General features: G+C 61.3%; 19 protein-coding genes. 11 read left to right on the forward strand and 8 right to left on the reverse strand.

Features of this window, described 5'->3' with window-relative positions; genetic code table 11:
* Positions 1-138 precede the first annotated feature (138 nt).
* Together ICY20_RS21290 and cysS are read left to right on the forward strand one after the other, a co-directional pair.
* On the forward strand, positions 139-1,839 hold the full coding sequence (locus ICY20_RS21290; protein WP_159960866.1) for a glutamine--tRNA ligase/YqeY domain fusion protein: 1,701 nt from the start codon (positions 139-141) through the stop codon (positions 1,837-1,839).
* A 15-nt stretch (positions 1,840-1,854) separates the two neighbouring features.
* Positions 1,855-3,243, forward strand: coding sequence for a cysteine--tRNA ligase (gene cysS, locus ICY20_RS21295; RefSeq protein WP_159960864.1), 1,389 nt, complete (start codon positions 1,855-1,857; stop codon positions 3,241-3,243).
* 626 nt (positions 3,244-3,869) lie between these two features.
* On the opposite strand, the gene ICY20_RS21300 is transcribed toward cysS, so the two are convergent.
* A complete protein-coding gene (locus tag ICY20_RS21300; protein WP_194938525.1) occupies positions 3,870-4,403 on the reverse strand; it encodes a dihydrofolate reductase in 534 nt (177 codons plus the stop codon).
* Between the two features lie 104 nt (positions 4,404-4,507).
* Here ICY20_RS21300 and ICY20_RS21305 point away from each other — a divergent pair, with 104 nt between their 5' ends.
* The gene (locus ICY20_RS21305; RefSeq protein ID WP_194938526.1) at positions 4,508-4,966 is read left to right on the forward strand and encodes an HIT family protein; all 459 of its coding nucleotides are present in this window, start codon (positions 4,508-4,510) and stop codon (positions 4,964-4,966) included.
* 126 nt (positions 4,967-5,092) lie between these two features.
* Here ICY20_RS21305 and ICY20_RS21310 read toward each other — a convergent pair whose 3' ends face one another.
* The 7 genes from ICY20_RS21310 to ICY20_RS21340 all read right to left on the reverse strand — a co-directional run bounded on the left by ICY20_RS21310 (position 5,093) and on the right by ICY20_RS21340 (position 12,266).
* A complete protein-coding gene (locus tag ICY20_RS21310; RefSeq protein WP_194938527.1) occupies positions 5,093-5,431 on the reverse strand; it encodes a Na+/H+ antiporter subunit G in 339 nt (112 codons plus the stop codon).
* A complete protein-coding gene (locus ICY20_RS21315; protein WP_105522735.1) occupies positions 5,428-5,706 on the reverse strand; it encodes a K+/H+ antiporter subunit F in 279 nt (92 codons plus the stop codon). The genes ICY20_RS21310 and ICY20_RS21315 overlap by 4 nt, the downstream gene beginning before the upstream one ends.
* Positions 5,703-6,191, reverse strand: a complete 489-nt coding sequence (locus tag ICY20_RS21320) for a Na+/H+ antiporter subunit E (protein ID WP_194938528.1) — start codon at positions 6,189-6,191, stop codon at positions 5,703-5,705. Before ICY20_RS21320 ends, ICY20_RS21315 begins: the two co-directional genes overlap by 4 nt.
* On the reverse strand, positions 6,188-7,870 hold the full coding sequence (locus tag ICY20_RS21325; protein ID WP_194938529.1) for a monovalent cation/H+ antiporter subunit D: 1,683 nt from the start codon (positions 7,868-7,870) through the stop codon (positions 6,188-6,190). The genes ICY20_RS21320 and ICY20_RS21325 overlap by 4 nt, the downstream gene beginning before the upstream one ends.
* Positions 7,867-8,211, reverse strand: a complete 345-nt coding sequence (locus ICY20_RS21330) for a Na+/H+ antiporter subunit C (protein ID WP_003192163.1) — start codon at positions 8,209-8,211, stop codon at positions 7,867-7,869. Before ICY20_RS21330 ends, ICY20_RS21325 begins: the two co-directional genes overlap by 4 nt.
* Positions 8,211-11,132, reverse strand: coding sequence for a monovalent cation/H+ antiporter subunit A (locus tag ICY20_RS21335; RefSeq protein WP_194938530.1), 2,922 nt, complete (start codon positions 11,130-11,132; stop codon positions 8,211-8,213). The genes ICY20_RS21330 and ICY20_RS21335 overlap by 1 nt, the downstream gene beginning before the upstream one ends.
* A gap of 204 nt (positions 11,133-11,336) precedes the next feature.
* Positions 11,337-12,266 (reverse strand): DMT family transporter, encoded by a 930-nt coding sequence (locus ICY20_RS21340; RefSeq protein ID WP_194938531.1) that lies wholly within the window; start codon positions 12,264-12,266, stop codon positions 11,337-11,339.
* Between the two features lie 92 nt (positions 12,267-12,358).
* Here ICY20_RS21340 and ICY20_RS21345 point away from each other — a divergent pair, with 92 nt between their 5' ends.
* The 8 genes from ICY20_RS21345 to ICY20_RS21380 all read left to right on the forward strand — a co-directional run bounded on the left by ICY20_RS21345 (position 12,359) and on the right by ICY20_RS21380 (position 19,778).
* Positions 12,359-12,922 (forward strand): helix-turn-helix domain-containing protein, encoded by a 564-nt coding sequence (locus ICY20_RS21345; protein ID WP_159957836.1) that lies wholly within the window; start codon positions 12,359-12,361, stop codon positions 12,920-12,922.
* A 154-nt stretch (positions 12,923-13,076) separates the two neighbouring features.
* On the forward strand, positions 13,077-14,273 hold the full coding sequence (locus ICY20_RS21350) for an SfnB family sulfur acquisition oxidoreductase (protein ID WP_159957834.1): 1,197 nt from the start codon (positions 13,077-13,079) through the stop codon (positions 14,271-14,273).
* A gap of 11 nt (positions 14,274-14,284) precedes the next feature.
* Positions 14,285-14,611 carry an acyl-CoA dehydrogenase gene (locus tag ICY20_RS21355; RefSeq protein WP_159957832.1) on the forward strand — a complete coding sequence of 109 codons (327 nt, stop codon included), beginning with the start codon at positions 14,285-14,287 and terminating at the stop codon, positions 14,609-14,611.
* A complete protein-coding gene (locus ICY20_RS21360; RefSeq protein ID WP_194938532.1) occupies positions 14,611-15,990 on the forward strand; it encodes an LLM class flavin-dependent oxidoreductase in 1,380 nt (459 codons plus the stop codon). The genes ICY20_RS21355 and ICY20_RS21360 overlap by 1 nt, the downstream gene beginning before the upstream one ends.
* Positions 15,991-16,173: 183 nt before the next feature.
* Positions 16,174-17,076: an AMP-binding protein gene (locus ICY20_RS21365; RefSeq protein WP_159957828.1), complete on the forward strand. Its 903-nt coding sequence runs from the start codon at positions 16,174-16,176 to the stop codon at positions 17,074-17,076.
* Entirely contained in the window at positions 17,073-17,843 is a 771-nt protein-coding gene (locus ICY20_RS21370) for an ABC transporter ATP-binding protein (RefSeq protein ID WP_194938533.1), read from the forward strand. Before ICY20_RS21365 ends, ICY20_RS21370 begins: the two co-directional genes overlap by 4 nt.
* Positions 17,843-18,724 (forward strand): branched-chain amino acid ABC transporter permease, encoded by an 882-nt coding sequence (locus ICY20_RS21375; protein ID WP_159957824.1) that lies wholly within the window; start codon positions 17,843-17,845, stop codon positions 18,722-18,724. Before ICY20_RS21370 ends, ICY20_RS21375 begins: the two co-directional genes overlap by 1 nt.
* A gap of 4 nt (positions 18,725-18,728) precedes the next feature.
* Positions 18,729-19,778: a branched-chain amino acid ABC transporter permease gene (locus ICY20_RS21380; RefSeq protein WP_159957822.1), complete on the forward strand. Its 1,050-nt coding sequence runs from the start codon at positions 18,729-18,731 to the stop codon at positions 19,776-19,778.
* Positions 19,779-19,780 lie beyond the last annotated feature (2 nt).

A 19,780-nucleotide genomic window follows, 5' to 3' on the forward strand; every position in this document is an offset into this window, starting at 1 on the left:
GGTGGTTTTTTACCGCCTATGCAATAAATGCAGCAGTTTTTGGCCGCGCTCTGTCAGCGGCTTGACAGCATCGGCTATGATATCGCCTTTGTTTTATCTGGCCCCAACCGGCCACGAACCTGTCTGTTCAAGGATCCTATGAGCAAGCCCACTGTCGACCCTACCTCGAATTCCAAGGCCGGACCTGCCGTCCCGGTCAACTTCCTGCGCCCGATCATCCAGGCGGACCTGGATTCGGGCAAGCACACGCAGATTGTCACCCGCTTCCCGCCAGAGCCCAACGGCTACCTGCACATCGGTCACGCCAAGTCGATCTGTGTGAACTTCGGCCTGGCCCAGGAATTCGGCGGCGTCACGCACCTGCGTTTCGACGACACCAACCCGGCCAAAGAAGACCAGGAATACATCGACGCCATCGAAAGCGACGTGAAGTGGCTGGGCTTCGAATGGTCCGGTGAAGTGCGCTATGCCTCGCAATATTTCGACCAGTTGCACGACTGGGCCGTCGAGCTGATCAAGGCCGGCAAGGCCTACGTTGACGACCTGAGCCCGGAGCAAGCCAAGGAATACCGTGGCAGCTTGACTGAGCCTGGCAAGAACAGCCCGTTCCGCGACCGTTCGGTAGAAGAGAACCTGGACTGGTTCGCCCGCATGCGCGCCGGTGAGTTCGCCGACGGCGCCCGTGTACTGCGTGCCAAGATCGACATGGCCTCGCCGAACATGAACCTGCGCGATCCGATCATGTACCGCATCCGCCACGCCCACCACCACCAGACCGGTGACAAGTGGTGCATTTACCCCAACTACGACTTCACCCACGGCCAGTCGGACGCCATCGAAGGCATCACCCACTCCATCTGCACCCTGGAGTTCGAAAGCCATCGCCCGCTGTACGAGTGGTTCCTGGAGCACTTGCCGGTGCCGGCGCACCCACGTCAGTACGAATTCAGCCGCCTGAACCTGAACTACACCATCACCAGCAAGCGCAAGCTCAAGCAACTGGTGGATGAGAAGCACGTACATGGTTGGGACGACCCGCGGATGTCCACCCTGTCGGGCTTCCGTCGCCGTGGCTACACGCCTGCGTCGATCCGCAACTTCTGCGACATGGTTGGCACCAACCGTTCCGACGGCGTGGTGGACTTCGGCATGCTCGAATTCAGCATCCGCAACGACCTCGACCACAGCGCCCCGCGCGCCATGTGCGTGCTGCGTCCGCTGAAAGTCGTGATCACCAACTACCCGGAAGACAAGGTCGACCACCTCGAGTTGCCGCGTCACCCGCAAAAAGAAGAACTGGGTGTGCGCAAGCTGCCGTTCAGCCGTGAAATCTACATCGATCGCGATGACTTCATGGAAGAGCCGCCAAAAGGCTACAAGCGCCTGGAACCGGCTGGCGAAGTGCGCCTGCGTGGCAGCTACGTGATCCGCGCCGACGAAGCGATCAAGGACGCCGATGGCAACATTGTCGAACTGCGTTGCTCGTACGACCCGGAAACCCTGGGCAAGAACCCCGAAGGCCGCAAGGTCAAGGGCGTGATCCACTGGGTGCCGGCCGCCGCCAGCATCGAATGCGAAGTGCGTTTGTACGATCGCCTGTTCCGCTCGCCGAACCCTGAGAAGGCCGAAGACAGCGCGAGCTTCCTCGACAACATCAACCCTGACTCCCTGCAAGTACTCACTGGTTGTCGTGCCGAACCCTCGTTGGGCGAAGCACAGCCGGAAGACCGTTTCCAGTTCGAGCGCGAAGGTTACTTCTGCGCAGATATCAAGGACTCGAAACCAGGTCAGCCGGTATTCAACCGTACCGTGACCTTGCGTGATTCGTGGGGCCAGTGATTTAAGGGATTTGTCGTGCTAACGATCTACAACACACTCAGCAAGACCAAAGAAGTCTTCAAGCCGCTCGATGGCAACAACGTGCGCATGTACGTGTGCGGCATGACCGTGTACGACTACTGCCACATCGGCCACGGCCGCAGCATGGTGGCCTTCGACCTGGTGACCCGCTGGTTGCGTTTCAGTGGCTATGACTTGACGTACGTGCGCAACATCACCGACATCGACGACAAGATCATCAACCGCGCCAACGAAAACGGCGAGTCGTTCGACGCGCTGACCGAGCGCATGATCGCCGCGATGCACGAGGACGAGGCACGCCTCAACATCCTCAAGCCAGACATGGAACCGCGTGCCACGGACCACATCCCGGGTATGCACGCCATGATCCAGACCCTGATCGACAAGGGTTACGCCTACGCCCCAGGCAACGGCGACGTGTACTACCGCGTCGCCAAGTTCATGGGCTACGGCAAGCTGTCGCGCAAGAAAATCGAAGACCTGCGCATCGGCGCACGTATCGAAGTGGACGAAGCCAAGCAAGACCCGCTGGACTTCGTGCTGTGGAAGGCCACCAAACCGGGCGAGCCGAGTTGGGAGTCGCCATGGGGCGCGGGCCGTCCGGGCTGGCACATCGAATGCTCGGTGATGTCCACCTGCTGCCTGGGCGAGACCTTCGACATTCATGGCGGCGGCAGCGACCTTGAGTTCCCGCATCACGAAAACGAAATCGCCCAAAGCGAAGCCGCCACCGGCAAGACCTACGCCAACGCCTGGATGCACTGCGGCATGATCCGCATCAATGGCGAGAAGATGTCCAAGTCCTTGAACAACTTCTTCACCATTCGCGACGTGCTGGAAAAGTATCACCCGGAGGTTGTGCGTTACCTGCTGGTGTCGAGCCACTACCGCAGCGCCATCAACTACTCGGAAGACAACCTCAAGGACGCCAAGGGCGCTCTGGAGCGTTTCTACCATGCGTTGAAAGGCTTGCCGGTCGTCGCCCCAGCCGGCGGCGAAGCGTTCGTTGAGCGCTTCACCCAGGTGATGAACGACGACTTCGGCACTCCCGAAGCCTGCGCGGTGCTGTTCGAAATGGTGCGCGAGATCAACCGCCTGCGCGAGAGTGATCTCGACGCAGCGGCGGGCCTGGCGGCGCGCTTGAAAGAGCTGGCCAGCGTGCTGGGCGTGTTGCAGATGGAAGCCGATGACTTCCTGCAAGCCGGCGCCGAAGGGCGTGTGGATGCTGCCGAGGTGGATGCGCTGATCCAGGCGCGCTTGGCTGCACGTGCGAACAAGGACTGGGCGGAATCCGACCGTATCCGCGACCAACTCACCGCCATGGGCGTGGTGTTGGAAGACGGCAAGGGTGGGACAACGTGGCGGTTGGCTGATCAGGCCTGATCGGTAAACGCTGAATGAAAAACGCCCCGACTGGTTCGGGGCGTTTTTTTGCACATCACTTTAACGACCCACTCGACCCCTCGATCCACTCTGGGAGCTGGCTTGCTCGCGAATGCAGTGTGTGTCAGTCAATAGATTCATTGGCTGATCCACCGCATTCGCGAGCAAGCCCGCTCCCACATTTTGATCTCCATGTATCAGGTGGGACTGTGGTTTGCTCTGGCTCTGGCTCTGGCTCTGGCTCTGGCTCTGGCTCTGGCTCTGGCTCTGGCTCTGGCTCTTGATTTTGATCTTAGGCGCCCCGTTAAACACGCTGGCCGGAATTCGGCATGGATTTGGGGGGTAAACCGGCAGGGATGCCGGTTTAGCCGCCCCGCGCCATGGATGGCGCGTGGCGGCGGCCCCCCAAATCCATGGCGGATTACGGGCATGCCGAGCCTAGGCGAGGCACCGAGTGTTGGGGCAAGAGCCCTTTTGGTTACTTTTGGGGCTCTTTTCCAAAAGTGACCCGCCGTAAGGGCGGAACCCTAAGCCGCCGTTACCGAAGAAATGGATATGTACCCCGCCCAAAAAAAGCCTCAGCGCCTAACACACAGCTATCGCAGGCAAGCCAGCTCCCACATTTTTTACCGTGCCCGCTCAGTACCGCGAAAGTCTGCGCGGCGTACGTAATCCACCCACTCATATTCAAGGCCTTGGTGTTCCCTGACACCATGCCGGCTGACCTCGATGAACTCATTCTCGAAGCTGGGGAATTTGGCTTCGCCTTCGTGATCATCGTTGAATAGGGTGAGGTAGAGCCTGTCCACCTGGTCGATCACCTGGTCATACAACTCCGGCCCGCCGCCGATATGAATCTCTTCGGGCGCAAAGGCCGCCGCGCATAGCAGGGCGGATGCCAGGGACCGGCAAACAATCGCGTGTTCGTGCTGATACGCCGGATCACGCGAAAGCACGATATTCGGCCGATCCATCAGCGGTCGCCCGCTGAGTGCAATCACCGACTCAAAGGTCTTGCGCCCCATGATCACGGGTTTGCCGATGGTCTTGGCAGTAAAGCGCCGCATGTCGTCGGGCACCATTCGCAGCAACCCGCCAGCCTTACCGATGGAGCGGTTGCGACGGCCCATGCCTGCCACTATTGCGAGGGGTATGCTCACGGTCTGTTCCTTCAGAGGTGTTTTCATTTGTTTTGACGCCTGCCCAATCCTAGCTTTAGATAGTCGCCACCACCCACCCCACGACTGAAATGGCAGCGATTAAAATGGATTGTATTTTCTGCAGCATTGTCCGCAAAACCGCCCCGGCCCACATCCTGTGGGAAGACGACCAGCACATGGCCTTCCTCTCGATCTTCCCCAATACCCCCGGTTTCAGCGTGGTCATCCCCACGCAGCATTACGGCAGTTATGCGTTTGCGCAGTCGGATGAGGTGCTGGCCGCACTGGCGGTGGCGGCGAAGAAGACGGCCTTGCAGATCGACCGCGCGTTCCCCGATGTGGCGCGCACGGGGCTGATCATGGAGGGGTATGGGGTGGATCACCTGCATGCGAAGTTGTTTCCCATGCATGGGACGGGTGGGGACAGTACGTTCAAGCCGTTGAGCTCGAAGGTGGATAAGTTTTTTGAGGCGTATGAGGGCTATATCTCGTCCCATGATCATGTGCGGGCCGATGATGGCGAACTTTCTGAGCTAGCGGCGCGAATCCGGTCTTTCGCCTAGCATCGATCCAAATGTGGGAGCGGGCTTGCTCGCGAATGCGGTGTGTCAGTCAATACATGCGTGACTGATGTACCGCATTCGCGAGCAAGCCCGCTCCCACATTTTTAACCGAGTTTTCCTGAGGAATTAGCGGCGGCTGCTGACTTCGGCGGGCACATCATCCCCGGCCATGCGCTTGCGGAACAGTGCGGTTCTAGCCAGTAATAACGTGGTCACCGGCACCGTGATCGACAACAAAATCGGAATCAACCACCCGTGCAACACCGGCCCGGACTTGAGCACCGAAAAGTACACAATCGACGCCAACGCCACGCACCACGCCCCCAGTGTCGAGGCCAGTGCCGGCGGGTGCATGCGCTGGAAGAAGTCTTTCATGCGCAACAACCCAATCGCACCAATCAAGGCAAACACGCTGCTCATTACCAGCAGCACCGCGACGATCACTTCCACCCATAACGGCATCATTCAATCACCTCGCCACGCAGCAGGAATTTGGCCAGGGCAAACGAGCCCACAAAGCCGAACAGCGCGATCAGCAGCGCCGCTTCGAAGTAGGTGTCACTGGCATACCGAATGCCCAGCACCAGCATCATCAGCATCGCCAGCATGTAGAGGTAGTCCAGCGCCAGTACCCGGTCTTGCGCCGAGGGGCCTTTGAACAGGCGCACCAGCGTCAGCACCATGGCCAGCGAAAACAGGAACAGGCTGAACAGGATCGCATTGGAGAGCAGGGCGCTCATTCGAAGATCTCCATCAGGGGCCGCTCGTAGGTGGTCTTGAAGTGCTCGATAAACTGCGCTTCATCGTCCAGGTCGAACACATGCAACAGCAGGATGCTGCGGTCCAGCGCCAGTTCAGACCAGATGGTACCGGGCACCACCGTGGTGATCATCGACAGGGCGGCCAGGCCGTTGGCGTCGCGCAGGTCCAGAGGGATCTTGATAAAGCGCGAGCGCGGTGGGCGCCAACCGCATATCAGCACACCCCAGGCCACTTGCAGGTTGGACACGATCACATCGCGGCCCACCACGAAGAACAGGCGAATGATCACCCCAGGCCTGCGAATACGGATCGGCAACGGCCGCAATGGCGCCATCAGCAGCGGTGCCAGAAAGCCCAGCAACGCGCCCAGCAGCAGGTTGCCGGGGCTCATCGACAGGTTCAGCACCAGCCACAGCAACCACAGCGCCAGCGACAACCACGGGGCGGGGAACAGGCGTTTCATGGCTGCACCTCCATGGCGGCGGTCTTGGCTTCAGGGCTGGGCACGGGCCGCGTGGCCATCACTGCCATCACATACTGCTCGGGGTTGTTCAGGCTCACGGCGGTGTCTTGGGTGTAGCGCATCAGCGCTTCGCCCTTGAAGGTCAGCGCAATGCTCAGGCCCAGCAGGAAGAAAATCGGCAGGCATTCATAGCGGCGCAGCAGCGGCGAGGGGCGTTCTTCCGGGGTCCAGAAGCGCTGGATGCCCAGGCGTGCGAAGGCAATCAGCGAGGCCAGGCCTGAGAGGATCAGCAGGGCGACGAGGCCCCAGGCCGCCGGACGGATCGGCGCGTCAGCGCTAACCCCTAGCCCCAGCGGATTGACCAGCGCACTCAACAAACTGAGCTTGCCGATAAACCCCGACAGCGGCGGCATGCCGATGATCAGCAGCGCACAGGCGATAAAGCTCAAGCCCAGGAACGCCATGGTCCAGGGAATCACCTGGCCGACCACAGCTTGCTGCTCGTCATCAAGGTTCACGCCAGGCCGTGGATGCAGCGATTCCATGGCCTTGGGCAATGCATCGATTTCTTCATCCAGCGGCAGGTCATTGGCCGAGCGCGAGCGCTCGATCAGCTCGGCCAGCAGGAACAGCGCGCTCAAGGCCAGCGTCGAGCTGACCAGATAGAACAACGCCCCCGCCGTCAGGCTTGGCTGGGCGAAACCGACGGAGGAAAGCAGAATCCCCGCCGACACTAAAATGCTCAAGCTGGCCATGCGCTCCAGGCGTTGTGCCGCGATCATCGCCAACCCGGCGCAGATAATGGTCGCCATACCGCCGTACACCAGCCAGTCACCACCAAACAGCGCCGACGCACCGGCCTGGCCGGAGAACAGCAGCGTCCACAGGCGCAGCACGGTGTACACGCCGACCTTGGTCATGATCGCAAACATCGCCGCCACCGGCGCACTGGCTGAGGAGTAGGCAGGTGCCAGCCAGAAGTTCAGCGGCCACATGCCGGCCTTGGCCAGGAACGCCGTGGCGAGAATTGCGGCACCTGCATGCAACAGGCCGCGATCAGCCTCTGGCACCAGCGGGATCTTCAACGCCAGGTCAGCGAAATTCAGCGTACCGGTGACCCCGTAGATCATCGCCGCGCCAATCAGAAACAGCGACGACGCCAACAGGTTGATCGCGATGTAGTGCAACCCCGCCGACACCCGCGCCCGGCCCGAGCCGTGCAGCATCAAGCCGTAGGACGCCGCCAGCAGCACCTCGAAAAACACGAACAGGTTGAACAGATCAGCGGTCAGGAACGCGCCGTACAGGCCCATCATCTGCACCTGGAACAACGCATGGAAACTCGTCCCTGCCCGGTCCCAGCGGGCCATGGCAAACAGCAGCGCGCTCACGCCGATGATGCCGGTGAGCACCAGCATCAGTGCCGACAGTTGGTCGACCACCAGCACAATGCCGAACGGCACTTGCCAATTGCCCGGCAGGTACACGCCAATCGAGCCAGGGCCGCCTTTTTGCGTCCAGTACAGCAGCAGGATCGCGATGCCCAGGCCGATCACGCTGGAAAACAGGTTGATCTTGGCTTTAAGCGGGCGGCGTTTTTCGCCGAGCATCAGCATCAATGCGGCGGTGAGCAACGGCAGCAGGATCGGCGCGACGATCAGTTGATTCATCCACGTCATTCCTTGGGCTCCCGGCCGTCCACATGGTCAGTACCGGTCAAGCCCCGCGAGGCCAGCAGCACCACCAGGAACAAGGCGGTCATGGCAAAGCTGATCACGATGGCCGTCAGCACCAGGGCTTGGGGCAGCGGGTCGGTGTAGTTGAGCAGGTCTTGGGGCACGCCGTCCTTGATGATCGGCTCTTTGCCGATAAACAGACTGCCCATGCTGAAAATGAACAGGTTCACCCCATACGACAACAGGCACAGGCCCATCACCACCTGGAAGGTTCGTGGCCGCAGGATCAACCACACGCCGGAGGCCGCCAACACCCCAATGGCGATTGCGATGACTTCTTCCATCAGGCGGCTCCTTCTGTTGCGGCGACCACTTTGGCCTGGGTGCTTGGTTTGTGCGCACGCACCGATTGGTGACCGAGGGCGGTGAGCATCAGCAGCGTCGAGCCGACGACCATGGCGTACACGCCGACGTCGAAGAACAAGGCGCTGGCGACATGAATATCCCCCAGCACCGGCAAGCTGAAGTGCCACGTGTGGGTGGTGAGGAACGGGTAACCCGCAAACAACGCGCCGAGCCCGGTGAGTGTGGCCGAGAACAGCCCGAAGCCCATCCAGCGCATCGGCCGCAGGCTCATCTGCGCCTCGACCCACTGGGTGCCAGCCACCATGTATTGCAGGATGAACGCCACCGACATCACCAAACCGGCGACAAAGCCGCCGCCCGGCTGGTTGTGGCCGCGCATGAACAGGTAGAACGACACCACCAGCGCAATCGGCAGCAGCAGGCGTACCAGTACGGCCGGCACCATCATAAAGCCCAGGGCGGTGTCGCTGGCTTGGCGCGGGTTGACCAGGTCGGTGGCCACGTCTGGCGCCAGTTGGCGCTGTTGGGCGGGCAGTTGCATGCTTTCTTTCGAGGGGCGGAAGCGACGCAGCAGGGCGTACACGGTCAGCGCCACGGCGCCGAGCACGGTTATTTCGCCCAAGGTGTCGAAGCCCCGGAAGTCCACCAGCATCACGTTCACCACATTGCTGCCGCCGCCTTCGGGCAGCGCGCGGCTGAGGTAGAACGAAGAGATATCGTTGGGCGTCTGGCGCGTCAGCATGGCGTAAGACAACAACGCCATGCCACCGCCCACTACGGTAGACAGCAGGAAGTCCCGCAGGCGACGGATACGCGCCTTGCGCAACGAGCTTGGCAGTGGCGAGACTTCTTCGATCCGCCGTGGCAGCCAGCGCAGGCCGAGCAGTATCAGCACTGTGGTCACCACTTCGACAACCAGTTGCGTCAGCGCCAGGTCCGGCGCCGAGAACCATACAAAGGTGATGCAGGTCATCAGGCCGCACACGCTGACCATGGTCAGGGCCGCCAGCCGGTGGTATTTGGCTTGCCAGGCGGCACCGAGGGCGCACGCAATCGCCAGCAGCCACAGGGTCACGAACACGATTGAACCCGGGATCTTCGGCCGGTCGCCCCAACTAAGGCTGCTGTGCAGCATCGGGATCACACCGGCGACCACGGCCACCAGCACCAGCAGGAACAGCTGGGTTTGCAGGCGCTTGGTACTGATGCGTTTCTCGATCTTGCGCACGCCGCGCATCATCACCACCAGGCTGCGCTCGAAACCGCGCTTGCCATTGAAGTAGCTGATCAGGGGCGGGTATTTGAAGCGGCCACGCTTGAGCTGCTTGCGCAGGATCAAATACAGCACCACGCCGCAGCTCATGGCCACCAGGCTCATGATCATCGGCGCGTTCCAGCCGTGCCAGATCGCCAGGCTGTACTCGGGCAGCACGCCGCCTACTACCGGAAGGGCAGCAGCGGCCAGGATCGAACCCACCACCTGGGCCGGGAAGATCCCCACCAGCAGGCAGGTAAACACCAGCAGCTCCACCGGTGCGCGCATCCAGCGCGGCGGCTCGTGGGGCGTATGGGGTAGGTTGGTGGCGGTGGGGCCGAAGAACACATCCACAGTAAAGCGCAGGGCATAGACCACGCTGAACGTACCGGCGATGGTCGCAATCACCGGCAGCGCGAACTCCACCCAGGCGGTCGAGGAAATAAACACGGTTTCGGCAAAGAACATCTCTTTGGACAGGAAGCCATTGAGCAACGGCACCCCGGCCATGGAGGCACTGGCAACCATCGCCAATGTGGCGGTAAACGGAATCAGGCGAACCAAACCACTGAGCTTGCGGATATCCCGCGTGCCGCTTTCGTGATCGATAATACCCGCCGCCATGAACAGCGAGGCCTTGAAGGTGGCGTGGTTAAGAATGTGGAAAACGGCAGCGACGGCTGCCAGCGGGCTGTTAAGGCCCAGCAGCAAGGTGATCAAGCCAAGGTGGCTGATGGTGGAGTAGGCCAGCAGGCCCTTGAGGTCGTTCTGAAAAATCGCGCAGTAAGCGCCGAGGAGTAGAGTAATCGCGCCGGCACCGCCGACGATATAGAACCATTCTTCGCTGCCGGACAGCGACGGCCACAGGCGGGCCAACAGGAACACGCCGGCCTTCACCATCGTTGCCGAATGCAGATACGCCGACACCGGCGTGGGGGCCGCCATCGCGTGGGGCAGCCAGAAGTGGAACGGGAACTGCGCGCTTTTGCTCAAGGCGCCGATCAGCACCAGGGCCAGCATGATCGGGTACAGCGCGTGGGTGCGAATCTGATCGCCCGCCGCCAGCACCAGATCCAGGTCATAGCTGCCGACGATATGCCCCAGCAACATCACACCCGCCAACAGGCACAAGCCCCCCGCGCCGGTGACCATCAATGCCATGTAGGCGCCGCGGCGCGCATCGGCGCGGTGGTGCCAATAGCCGATCAACAGGAACGAAAACAGGCTGGTCAGTTCCCAGAAAAACACGATCTGAATCAGGTTGCCCGAGATCACCAGCCCGAGCATCGCGCCCATAAAGGCCAGGAAAAACGCAAAGAAGCGCGGCACCGGGTCATCCGGCGACATGTAGTAGCGCGCATACAGCGACACCAGCGTGCCAATGCCCAGCACCAGCATCGAGAACAGCCAGGCAAACCCGTCCATGCGCAACACGAAGTTCAAGCCCAGGCTGGGCAACCACATGAATTCTTCGCGGATCACGCCACCGTGGGCGATCTGGGGGTAGAGCAGGGCGACTTGAATGGTGCCGACCAGGGCCACAAGGCCGGCCAACAGGGATTCGGTGTTACGTGCGTTATGCGGCAGCAAGGCCGCCAGACAGCTGCCAGCGAACGGCAGAAGCAGTAGAACTATCAGGGACATAGGCTTCTAATCTGCGGGAGTTTGGGATGCATCATACGTGCCGCTTTCACGATCACCAAACGGCAAGATGTGGCAGGATCCTACAAGGTAAGCTGAAACCCCCCGTAACGCACTGTTACACCAAGACCAAATTTGGAATGCAACTCCTGTGGGAGCCGGGCTTGCCCGCGATGGCGATATCCCAGGCCTCCCACCCATCGGGCCTTACCCCAGACGCTCCTGCTCCAAGTCACTCTCCAACTCAGCAGCCTTCTGCCCCTTGGTCTTCAACTCACTCACAATCACCGCCACCACAATCAACACCGCTCCCAGCATCGCAATCGGCGGGAAGCGCTCGCCGGCAATCCGCCCAACCACACCTGCCCACACCGGCTCCCCGGCATAAATCAGCGTGGCCCGCGTTGGCGAAACACTCTGCTGCGCCCAGTTCATCGCCACCTGGATCACCGCACTGGTCAAGCCCAGGCCCACCGCGCTAAACAGCAGCAACCACGAGAACCCCGGCAGCGCCTCACCCATCGGCACCACCATCATGAACGACAGCACCGACGCCGTAGCCAGTTGCACCACAGTTACCCGGCGCACATCCACTTGGCCGGCATAGGCGCCAATCAGAATGATCTCGGCCGCTATCGCAATTGCACCAATCAACGTAGCGATTTCACCGGGGCTGAAATTCAACGAAGCCCCCGCTGGCCCCGTCAACAGCATCAACCCGGCAAACGCCAGCATGATGCCAATGCTCGGCATCAGCCCAGGGCGACGGCCGAGTACCAGCCATTGCAGCAACGGCACGAAGGGTACATATAAAGCGGTGATAAACGCCGACTGGCTGCTAAGGATCGTCTGCAAGCCAATGGTTTGCAGGCCGTAGCCAAACATGATCGCCACGCCGATAAATATCCCGGCCTTGAGCTCGAACAGCGTCAGGTCGCGCAGGGTACGTATAGAGAAGAAACCCACCACAATCGCCGCCGCTGCAAAGCGCAGGCCTACGAAGAACATCGGCCCACTGACGGTCATGGCGTGTTGCACCAGCAAAAAGGTGCCGCCCCAGATCATGGTGATAAACACCAGGATGCATTCGGCTTTGCTGAAACGGTTGAAACGCGAGGGGGTTTTCGGGGCAGTCATGGCGGCTCGGTCTTGCAAGGGAAAGGCACGGACCGCACAATGCGCCGCACGCTGGGCAGTATACTGCGCACACCCACCCATTGAGCAATATAGTGCACAAAGAAAATCCACAACGGGCCTCGGTCCTGCAGCACGTCAGCCAGAACGTTCGTCGCCTGCGCCACGCTGCCGACTTGAGCCAAACCGCGCTTTCGGAAAAGTCCGGGGTCAGCCGGCGCATGCTGGTGGCCATCGAGGCGGGGGAGAAGAACGTCAGCCTGTCTACCCTGGACCGGGTCGCCGAGGCGTTGGATGTGGCGTTCAGTGACCTGATCCAGGCCCCGGATGTGCGCGACCACAGCCGCATCAATGAATTGGCCTGGGCCGGTGAAATCGACGGTAGCAAGGCGGTGTTGCTGGCCAAGGCCACCGCACGCCGTGAAGTGGAACTGTGGGAGTGGCGCCTTGAACCCGGCGACCGCTATTGCCCCGACCCCGACCTGGAAGGCTGGAGCGAGCAGCTGTTTGTGTTTGAGGGCAGCTTGACCCTGGTAGTGGCTGGCGTAGAAAACAGCATCGGCGCCGGGGAGTTCTTCATGTTCGCCAGTCACCAGCAGCATACCTATCGCAATGACGGCGACGTGGCCGTGCGCTTTATACGCAACGTAGTGATCTAACTGTTTACCAGGCAACAGCGTATGGACACTTTGCTGGTTTAATGCGCCGCCCAACCCTGCATTTCATCAGCAACTTACTGATTTAGCTGGCGATTAATTTCAGGCACGACTCCTGCAATCACTCCGATATACCCTCGGAGCCTGGAGTCGGCCCATGTCAGCCCACCCTCAACACCCTGCCCATATCATCCGCTCGGACGCGGAGGCCATCGAGGTCGCCACGCGCCTGGCTGAACGCTTTGCCGTCGAGGCCAGCGAGCGCGACCGCGAGCGTCGCCTGCCCGTTGCCGAGCTCGACGAATTTTCCGCCAGCGGCCTGTGGGGCATCACCATTCCCAAGGCCTACGGCGGCGCCGAAGTGTCTTATGTGACGGTGGCCGAGGTGATCAAGTTGATCTCCGCCGCCGACCCGTCTCTGGGGCAGATCCCGCAGAATCACCTGGGTGTGGTCGACATCCTGCTGCAAACCGCCAGCGAGGAACAAAAGCGTTACTACTTCGGCAAGGTCCTGGCGGGTTATCGCTTCGGCAATGCGTTCTCCGAAGCCAAGAGCAAAAACGCCGGCACCTTTGATACGCAGATTCGCTTGCGTGGCGACACCGCGCAAATCAACGGTGAGAAGTTCTACTGCACCGGCGCGCTGTTCGCCCATATCGTGCCCACCGTGGGCAATAATGAAAACGACCAGGCGTTCATTGCCTTTATCGAGCGCGACGCGCCAGGCCTGAGCGTGGTCGATAGCTGGGATGGCTTCGGCCAGCGCACCACCGCCAGCGGCGGCGTGACCCTTGATGGCGTCACCGTACCGCTGAGTGCGGTGATCCCCGCGCACTTGGCGTTCGATCAACCCACCGCCAACGGCCCGATTTCACAGATCATCCAAGCGGCTGTTGATACCGGCATCGCGTTGGGTGCGCTTGAACAAGCCAAAATCTATGCCCGGCAAGCGCGCCCGTGGATCGACAGCCAACAAGATCACGGCTGGCAAGACCCATTCACCATCGCCGCCATCGGCGACCTGGAGTGGCGCGTACATGGTACCGAAGCCATCCTCGCCAAAGCCGGCCTGGCGGTAGACCGCGCCCTTGCCGAGCCCAACGAAGACACGGTAGCCAACGCCTCACTGGTCGTCGCCCAAGCCAAAGTGCTGTCGGCCGAAACCGCCTTGCTCGCCAGCAGCAAACTGTTCGAACTGGCCGGCACCCGCTCGGTCACCGGCAAGCACAACCTCGACCGCTTCTGGCGCAACGCCCGCACCCACACCCTGCACGACCCGGCCCGCTGGAAATACCACCTGATCGGCAACTTCGTGCTCAACGGCGTGAAACCTGCGCGCCACGCCTGGAACTGAGGAGCTTACCCATGACCACCCTGAACCTTGCGCGCCAATTGCTGGACAGCACCCGTCGCCACGTTGAAACCAGCACCGACCCGTACGTGATCAGCCGCTTCGGCGACTTGCAGATCCGCGTCGACGTAGCCGCTGCCTTGCTCGAACGCGCTGAAACCCACCCAAGCCCGGTCGCTGCCACTGAAGCGCAGATCGCCGCCGCTGAAGCCCTGATCGCCGCCAGCAACGCCGAATTCGAACTCACCGGCCAACGCACCGCACTGCCCTCGACCCTCGACGACCCCCTGCGCGCCAAATACCAAGTTGTCGGCAACTATCACCTCAACGGAGTGCTGTGATGTCCCGTGAAATCCGCTTGAATGCCTTCGACATGAACTGTGTCGGCCACCAGTCTCCTGGCCTATGGGCGCACCCGCGTGACCGCTCGTGGCAGTACAAAGACCTGGAGTACTGGACCGACCTGGCCAAGATCCTTGAACGTGGCAAGTTCGACGGGCTGTTTATCGCCGACGTGCTGGGCATCTACGACGTGTACAACGGCAACGGTGACGCAGCGATTCGCCAGGCCACCCAAGTGCCGGTCAACGACCCGCTGTCGCTGATCGCACCGATGGCGTTGGTGACCGAGCATCTGGGCTTTGGCCTGACGGCCTCGCTGTCCTTCGAGCATCCGTACCCGTTCGCTCGCCGTCTTTCTACGCTGGATCACCTGACCAAAGGCCGCATCGGCTGGAACATCGTCACCTCCTACCTGGAAAGCGGCGCCAAGAACCTTGGCCAGAAAGCCCAGACCGAACACGATGCGCGCTACGACTACGCCGAGGAATACCTAGAGGTTTGCTACAAACTCTGGGAAGGCAGTTGGGAAGAGGGCGCCGTACTGCGTGACCGCGAGCGCAGGATTTTCAGCGACCCAAGCAAAATCCACGAGATTCGCCACGTCGGCAAACACTTCCAGGTGCCCGGCATCCACCTGTGCGAGCCGTCGCCACAGCGCACGCCGGTGCTCTACCAGGCCGGTGCATCCAGCCGGGGCAAGCAGTTCGCCGCCGAGCAGGCCGAATGTGTGTTCGTCGCCGCGCCGTCCAAGGTGCTGCTGAAAAAGACCGTGGCCGACATCCGCCGCCGTGCTGCCGAGGCTGGGCGTGATCCGAAGAAGATCCTGATCTTCAACCTGCAAACGGTGATCGTCGGCGAGACCGACGCCAAGGCCAAGGCCAAGTTCGACGAATACAAATCCTACGTCAGCTACGAAGGCGCGATGGCGCTGATCTCCGGCTGGACCGGCATCGACTTCAGCCAATTCAAGCCCGATGAACCGCTCAAGCATGTGCATACCAATGCGATCCAGTCCGCGGTGGAAGCCTTCTCCACAGCAGACCCGAACAAAGTCTGGACGCCCAATGAACTGGCCGACTGGGTCGGCATCGGCGGCTTTGGCCCATTGTTCGTCGGCAGCCCGGAAACCGTGGCCGACCTGTTGCAGGAGTGGGTGGAAGACACCGATGTGGATGGCTTCAACCTGGCCTATGCATTGACCCACGAAACCTTCATCGACGCCGTGGAGTTGTTGGTGCCGGAGTTGCAGAAGCGCGGGGTGTACAAAACCGAATATGCCCAGGGCACGTTGCGCGAAAAACTGTTTGGTGACGGGGATCGGCTGGGCGCCAATCACCCTGGCGCTGGATACCGAGACCTTAAGGCCACTAGCCTCTAACTGAAACACCTCGGTCAATGTGGGAGCTGGCTTGCCTGCGATAGCGGACTGTCAGTTGATAAATGATCAGCTGACCCACCGCCATCGCAGGCAAGCCAGCTCCCACATTTGATCTTCATTGTTTGATAGATACCAGCCAGCGGACCACCGCACGCACACCCCACCAATAGGAGCCTTACCCCTATGAGCGTGCACGCACTCAAACGGCCGCTGGCCCTGGAATGGCCCGCCGAACTGCTCGGCGACCTGCCCAATGCCCTGGAACAACTGCACCATTGGGCGCAGATCACGCCGCTGCACACCGCCCTGCGCCACAAACGTCAGGGCCAGTGGTATGCGTGGCGCTGGATCGACGCCTTGCGCGATGTAGAGCGCCTCGCCGATGGCTTGCGCCAGCAGGGTTTCAGCGAGCAGTCGCGGCTGGCCCTCAGCGGTGCGTTCGAGCCGAACCTGTTGCTGTTGGCCTTGGCTGCCCAGTCCATCGGCGGGCAGGTGCTGACCGTGGCCGACAACGTCGACCCCGAGGCCCTTCAACACCACTTGTGGCGTATTCAACCCACCCATTCCTATACCCAAAGCCGGCAACACACGCGGTATTGGCAAGGCGCCAACCTGCTGGATTTTGCCCAGCTGCTCGGCCCGGCCGACCCCGCGCAACACCTCACCCGTTGGTGGCAACCCAGCGGCGAAACCGCGTTGTGGAGCGAGGAGGGCACCCACTGGCAGGGCGGCCTGAGGGTGGTGCTGGAGCAATGGCTCAACACCGGCCACGGCCTGGCGTTTCCGGAAGGCCTGGCCTCGGCGCAGCGTGATCGTGGCGAAGTCGCGCCCACGGGCCTGCTGCTGTCGCCGGCACGTTTGCAGTACCTAGCCGATGAGATCGAAAGCCGCCTGGCGCCCCACGGCACCTGGCGTCGGCGTCTGTGCGACTGGGCCATTGCGCAGCCACACAGTGGCCTGCGCCGGCTGGTGAAAAACCGCGTGCGCAAACTGCTGGGTTTTCAGCGCCTGGCCTATATCTGGCAACCGCTTAAATCGACCGCCGAGCCGAGCTGGCTGTATGAATCCAAACGGGACATCGCATGAGCCAAACCATTCTCCAAGTGCGGGACATCTCGCTGTCGTTCAAGGGGGTCAAGGCGATCAATGCCTTGTCCTTCGATGTACAGCGCGGCGAGATCTGCGCGCTGATCGGCCCTAACGGTGCCGGTAAAAGCTCGTTGCTCAATGTGCTCAATGGCGTTTACCGGTTCGACGCGGGCGAGATAGTGTTCGAAGACCAGCACTTTCACCGCATCGACCCACTCGGTGCGGCACGGCGGGGCATTGGGCGCACGTTTCAGAACAACGCGTTGTTCAAGAAAATGAGCGTGCTCGACAACATCCTCACCGGCCTGTCGCGGCATATGCGCAGCACCTTTATCGAACAGGCCCTGGGCCTGCCCCGCGCGCGCCGTGAGGCCGAGACTTTCCGCCTGCGTGCACAGAGCATTCTCGAATTCCTTGAACTGCAAGCGCACCGGGACGTGTTGGTTGGCAACCTCTCTTATGGCCTGCAAAAGCGCGTGGAGCTGGGCCGCGCGTTGATCGCCGGGCCCAGCCTGTTGCTGCTCGACGAACCCATGGCCGGCATGAACGCCGAGGAGAAACAGGAAATGGCGCGCTTCGTCGCCGACGTGAACCGCGACCTTGGCACCACGGTGGTGTTGATCGAACACGACATCGGCGTGGTCATGGGCTTGTCCCACCACGTCGTGGTGCTGGACTACGGGCGCAAGGTCGGCGACGGCACGCCGGCCGAAGTGCAGGCCAACCCCGAGGTGATCGCGGCCTACCTGGGAGCGGCGCACTGATGACGTTTTTCCTCGAAACCCTGCTCGGCGGCTTGCTCGCCGGCACCATGTATTCCCTGGTCGCCATCGGCTTCGTACTGATCTACAAGGCCAGCGGCGTGTTCAATTTTGCCCAGGGCTCGATGCTGCTGTTTGCCGCGCTGACCTTTGTCAGCCTGCATGACCAGGGCGTGCCGTTTGCCCTGGCGTTGTTGCTGACGGTAATCGTGATGATCATCGGCGCGCTGCTGATCGAGCGCTTGGTGCTGCGGCCGCTGGTGAACCGTTCGCAGATCACCTTGTTTATGGCGACCCTGGGCCTGTCATTCATCATCGAAGGATTGGCCCAAGGCTTGATGGGCTCGCAAGTGCGCGCCCTCGACCTGGGTATCGACGATGTGCCGCTGTTTCTCGGCCCCTTGATGCTCAGCCAGTTCGACCTGATCGCCGCCGCGGCTGCGGTGGTGCTGGTGACCGTGCTGGCGCTGCTGTTCAACAAAACCCGCATCGGCGTGTCGCTGCGGGCCGTGGCGGATGACACCACGGCGGCGCTGTCCATCGGTATCAACCTCAACCGTATCTGGCAGATCGTCTGGGCCGTGGCGGGGGTGGTCGGGCTGGTGGCCGGGCTGCTGTGGGGCGCGCGCCAAGGCGTGCAGTTTTCACTGTCGCTGGTGGTGCTCAAGGCCCTGCCGGTATTGATCATCGGTGGCTTCACCTCGATTGGCGGGGCGATTGTCGGCGGGCTGATCGTGGGCGCGGCCGAGAACCTCGCCGAGGTGTACATCGGTCCGCTGATCGGTGGCGGCATCACGCCGTGGTTCGCGTATGTCTTGGCCTTGGCCTTCCTGTATATCCGCCCCGCCGGCCTGTTCGGCGAGCGTGCCATTGAGCGAGTCTGAAACCATGTCGATCCCTGTCGTGCAAGAAACCGCGCCGTTGTTGCTGATCCAGCGGCGCATTCCGTGGGGCCTTCTTGGCCTGTTGGCGCTGGCGTTTATCGTGGTGCCGCTGTGGGGCAATGACTATTGGCTCAATGCGATTTTGATCCCGTTCCTCGTGCTTTCGCTGGCCGGGCTTGGGCTGAATTTGTTGACCGGCTATACCGGACAAACCTCGGTAGGCGCGGCGGGTTTCATGGCAGTTGGTGCATTCGCGACCTATGGGTTTTTGCTGCGTCTGCCTGAGCTGGGCTTGCCGGTGGCATTACTCGGTGGCGGGGTTATCAGCGCGTTGGTCGGTTTGCTGTTCGGCCTGCCCAGCTCGCGCATCAAGGGCTTCTACCTGATGGTCACCACGTTGGCGGCGCAGTTTTTTTTGGAGTGGCTGTTCGTCAAATTCCCGTGGTTCTACAACTATGGCTCGTCCGGCACCATTTCTGCGCCGAAGCTGGCGTTGTTCGGCCATGACCTCAACACCCCGCTTGGCCGCTACCTGCTGACGTTGGTAACGGTGCTGCTGCTGACCTGGACCGCCATCAACCTCGTACGCAGCCAGGTGGGGCGCAACTGGATGGCGATCCGCGACATGGACACCGCCGCCGCCGTGGTCGGCATCCCGGTGGTGCGCTACAAGCGCCTGGCGTTTGCGGTCAGCTCGTTCTACTTAGGCATTGCCGGCGCGCTATGGGCTTTCGCCTACCTGGGCACCGCCAGCGCCAGCAGCTTCGATATCAACCGCTCATTCCAGATCCTGTTCATCATCATTATCGGTGGCATGGGCAGCATTGCTGGCAACTTCGTCGGCGCGGCGTTTATCAGTTTGCTGCCGATCTTTCTTAGCCATGCCGGGCAGGCGTTATTTGGCGGTTCGGTGGATGCGGGGCAGTTGCAGAACCTGCAAAAAATCATCTTTGGCGCGTTGATCATCGTGTTCCTGATCAAGGAACCCGAGGGCTTGATTCGCCTGCTGCACAACCTGCGTGACCGTCTGCGGCAGTGGCCGCTGCGCTTCTAACT

The organism is Pseudomonas pisciculturae (assembly GCF_015461805.1).
In the GTDB taxonomy this organism is placed as follows: domain Bacteria; phylum Pseudomonadota; class Gammaproteobacteria; order Pseudomonadales; family Pseudomonadaceae; genus Aquipseudomonas; species Aquipseudomonas pisciculturae.

Bases quoted from the DNA above. Each gene is read 5' to 3' on its own strand.
- ICY20_RS21375 (WP_159957824.1), top strand. From the start codon at position 17,843: ATGACGTTTTTCCTCGAAACCCTGCTCGGCGGCTTGCTCGCCGGCACC.
- ICY20_RS21335 (WP_194938530.1), bottom strand. From the start codon at position 11,132: ATGTCCCTGATAGTTCTACTGCTTCTGCCGTTCGCTGGCAGCTGTCTG.
- ICY20_RS21365 (WP_159957828.1), top strand. From the start codon at position 16,174: ATGAGCGTGCACGCACTCAAACGGCCGCTGGCCCTGGAATGGCCCGCC.
- ICY20_RS21360 (WP_194938532.1), top strand. From the start codon at position 14,611: ATGTCCCGTGAAATCCGCTTGAATGCCTTCGACATGAACTGTGTCGGC.
- ICY20_RS21340 (WP_194938531.1), bottom strand. From the start codon at position 12,266: ATGACTGCCCCGAAAACCCCCTCGCGTTTCAACCGTTTCAGCAAAGCC.
- ICY20_RS21315 (WP_105522735.1), bottom strand. From the start codon at position 5,706: ATGAGCGCCCTGCTCTCCAATGCGATCCTGTTCAGCCTGTTCCTGTTT.
- ICY20_RS21370 (WP_194938533.1), top strand. From the start codon at position 17,073: ATGAGCCAAACCATTCTCCAAGTGCGGGACATCTCGCTGTCGTTCAAG.
- ICY20_RS21355 (WP_159957832.1), top strand. From the start codon at position 14,285: ATGACCACCCTGAACCTTGCGCGCCAATTGCTGGACAGCACCCGTCGC.
- ICY20_RS21320 (WP_194938528.1), bottom strand. From the start codon at position 6,191: ATGAAACGCCTGTTCCCCGCCCCGTGGTTGTCGCTGGCGCTGTGGTTG.
- ICY20_RS21350 (WP_159957834.1), top strand. From the start codon at position 13,077: ATGTCAGCCCACCCTCAACACCCTGCCCATATCATCCGCTCGGACGCG.
- ICY20_RS21330 (WP_003192163.1), bottom strand. From the start codon at position 8,211: ATGGAAGAAGTCATCGCAATCGCCATTGGGGTGTTGGCGGCCTCCGGC.
- ICY20_RS21310 (WP_194938527.1), bottom strand. From the start codon at position 5,431: ATGATGCCGTTATGGGTGGAAGTGATCGTCGCGGTGCTGCTGGTAATG.
- ICY20_RS21380 (WP_159957822.1), top strand. From the start codon at position 18,729: ATGTCGATCCCTGTCGTGCAAGAAACCGCGCCGTTGTTGCTGATCCAG.
- ICY20_RS21325 (WP_194938529.1), bottom strand. From the start codon at position 7,870: ATGACGTGGATGAATCAACTGATCGTCGCGCCGATCCTGCTGCCGTTG.
- ICY20_RS21305 (WP_194938526.1), top strand. From the start codon at position 4,508: ATGGATTGTATTTTCTGCAGCATTGTCCGCAAAACCGCCCCGGCCCAC.
- ICY20_RS21290 (WP_159960866.1), top strand. From the start codon at position 139: ATGAGCAAGCCCACTGTCGACCCTACCTCGAATTCCAAGGCCGGACCT.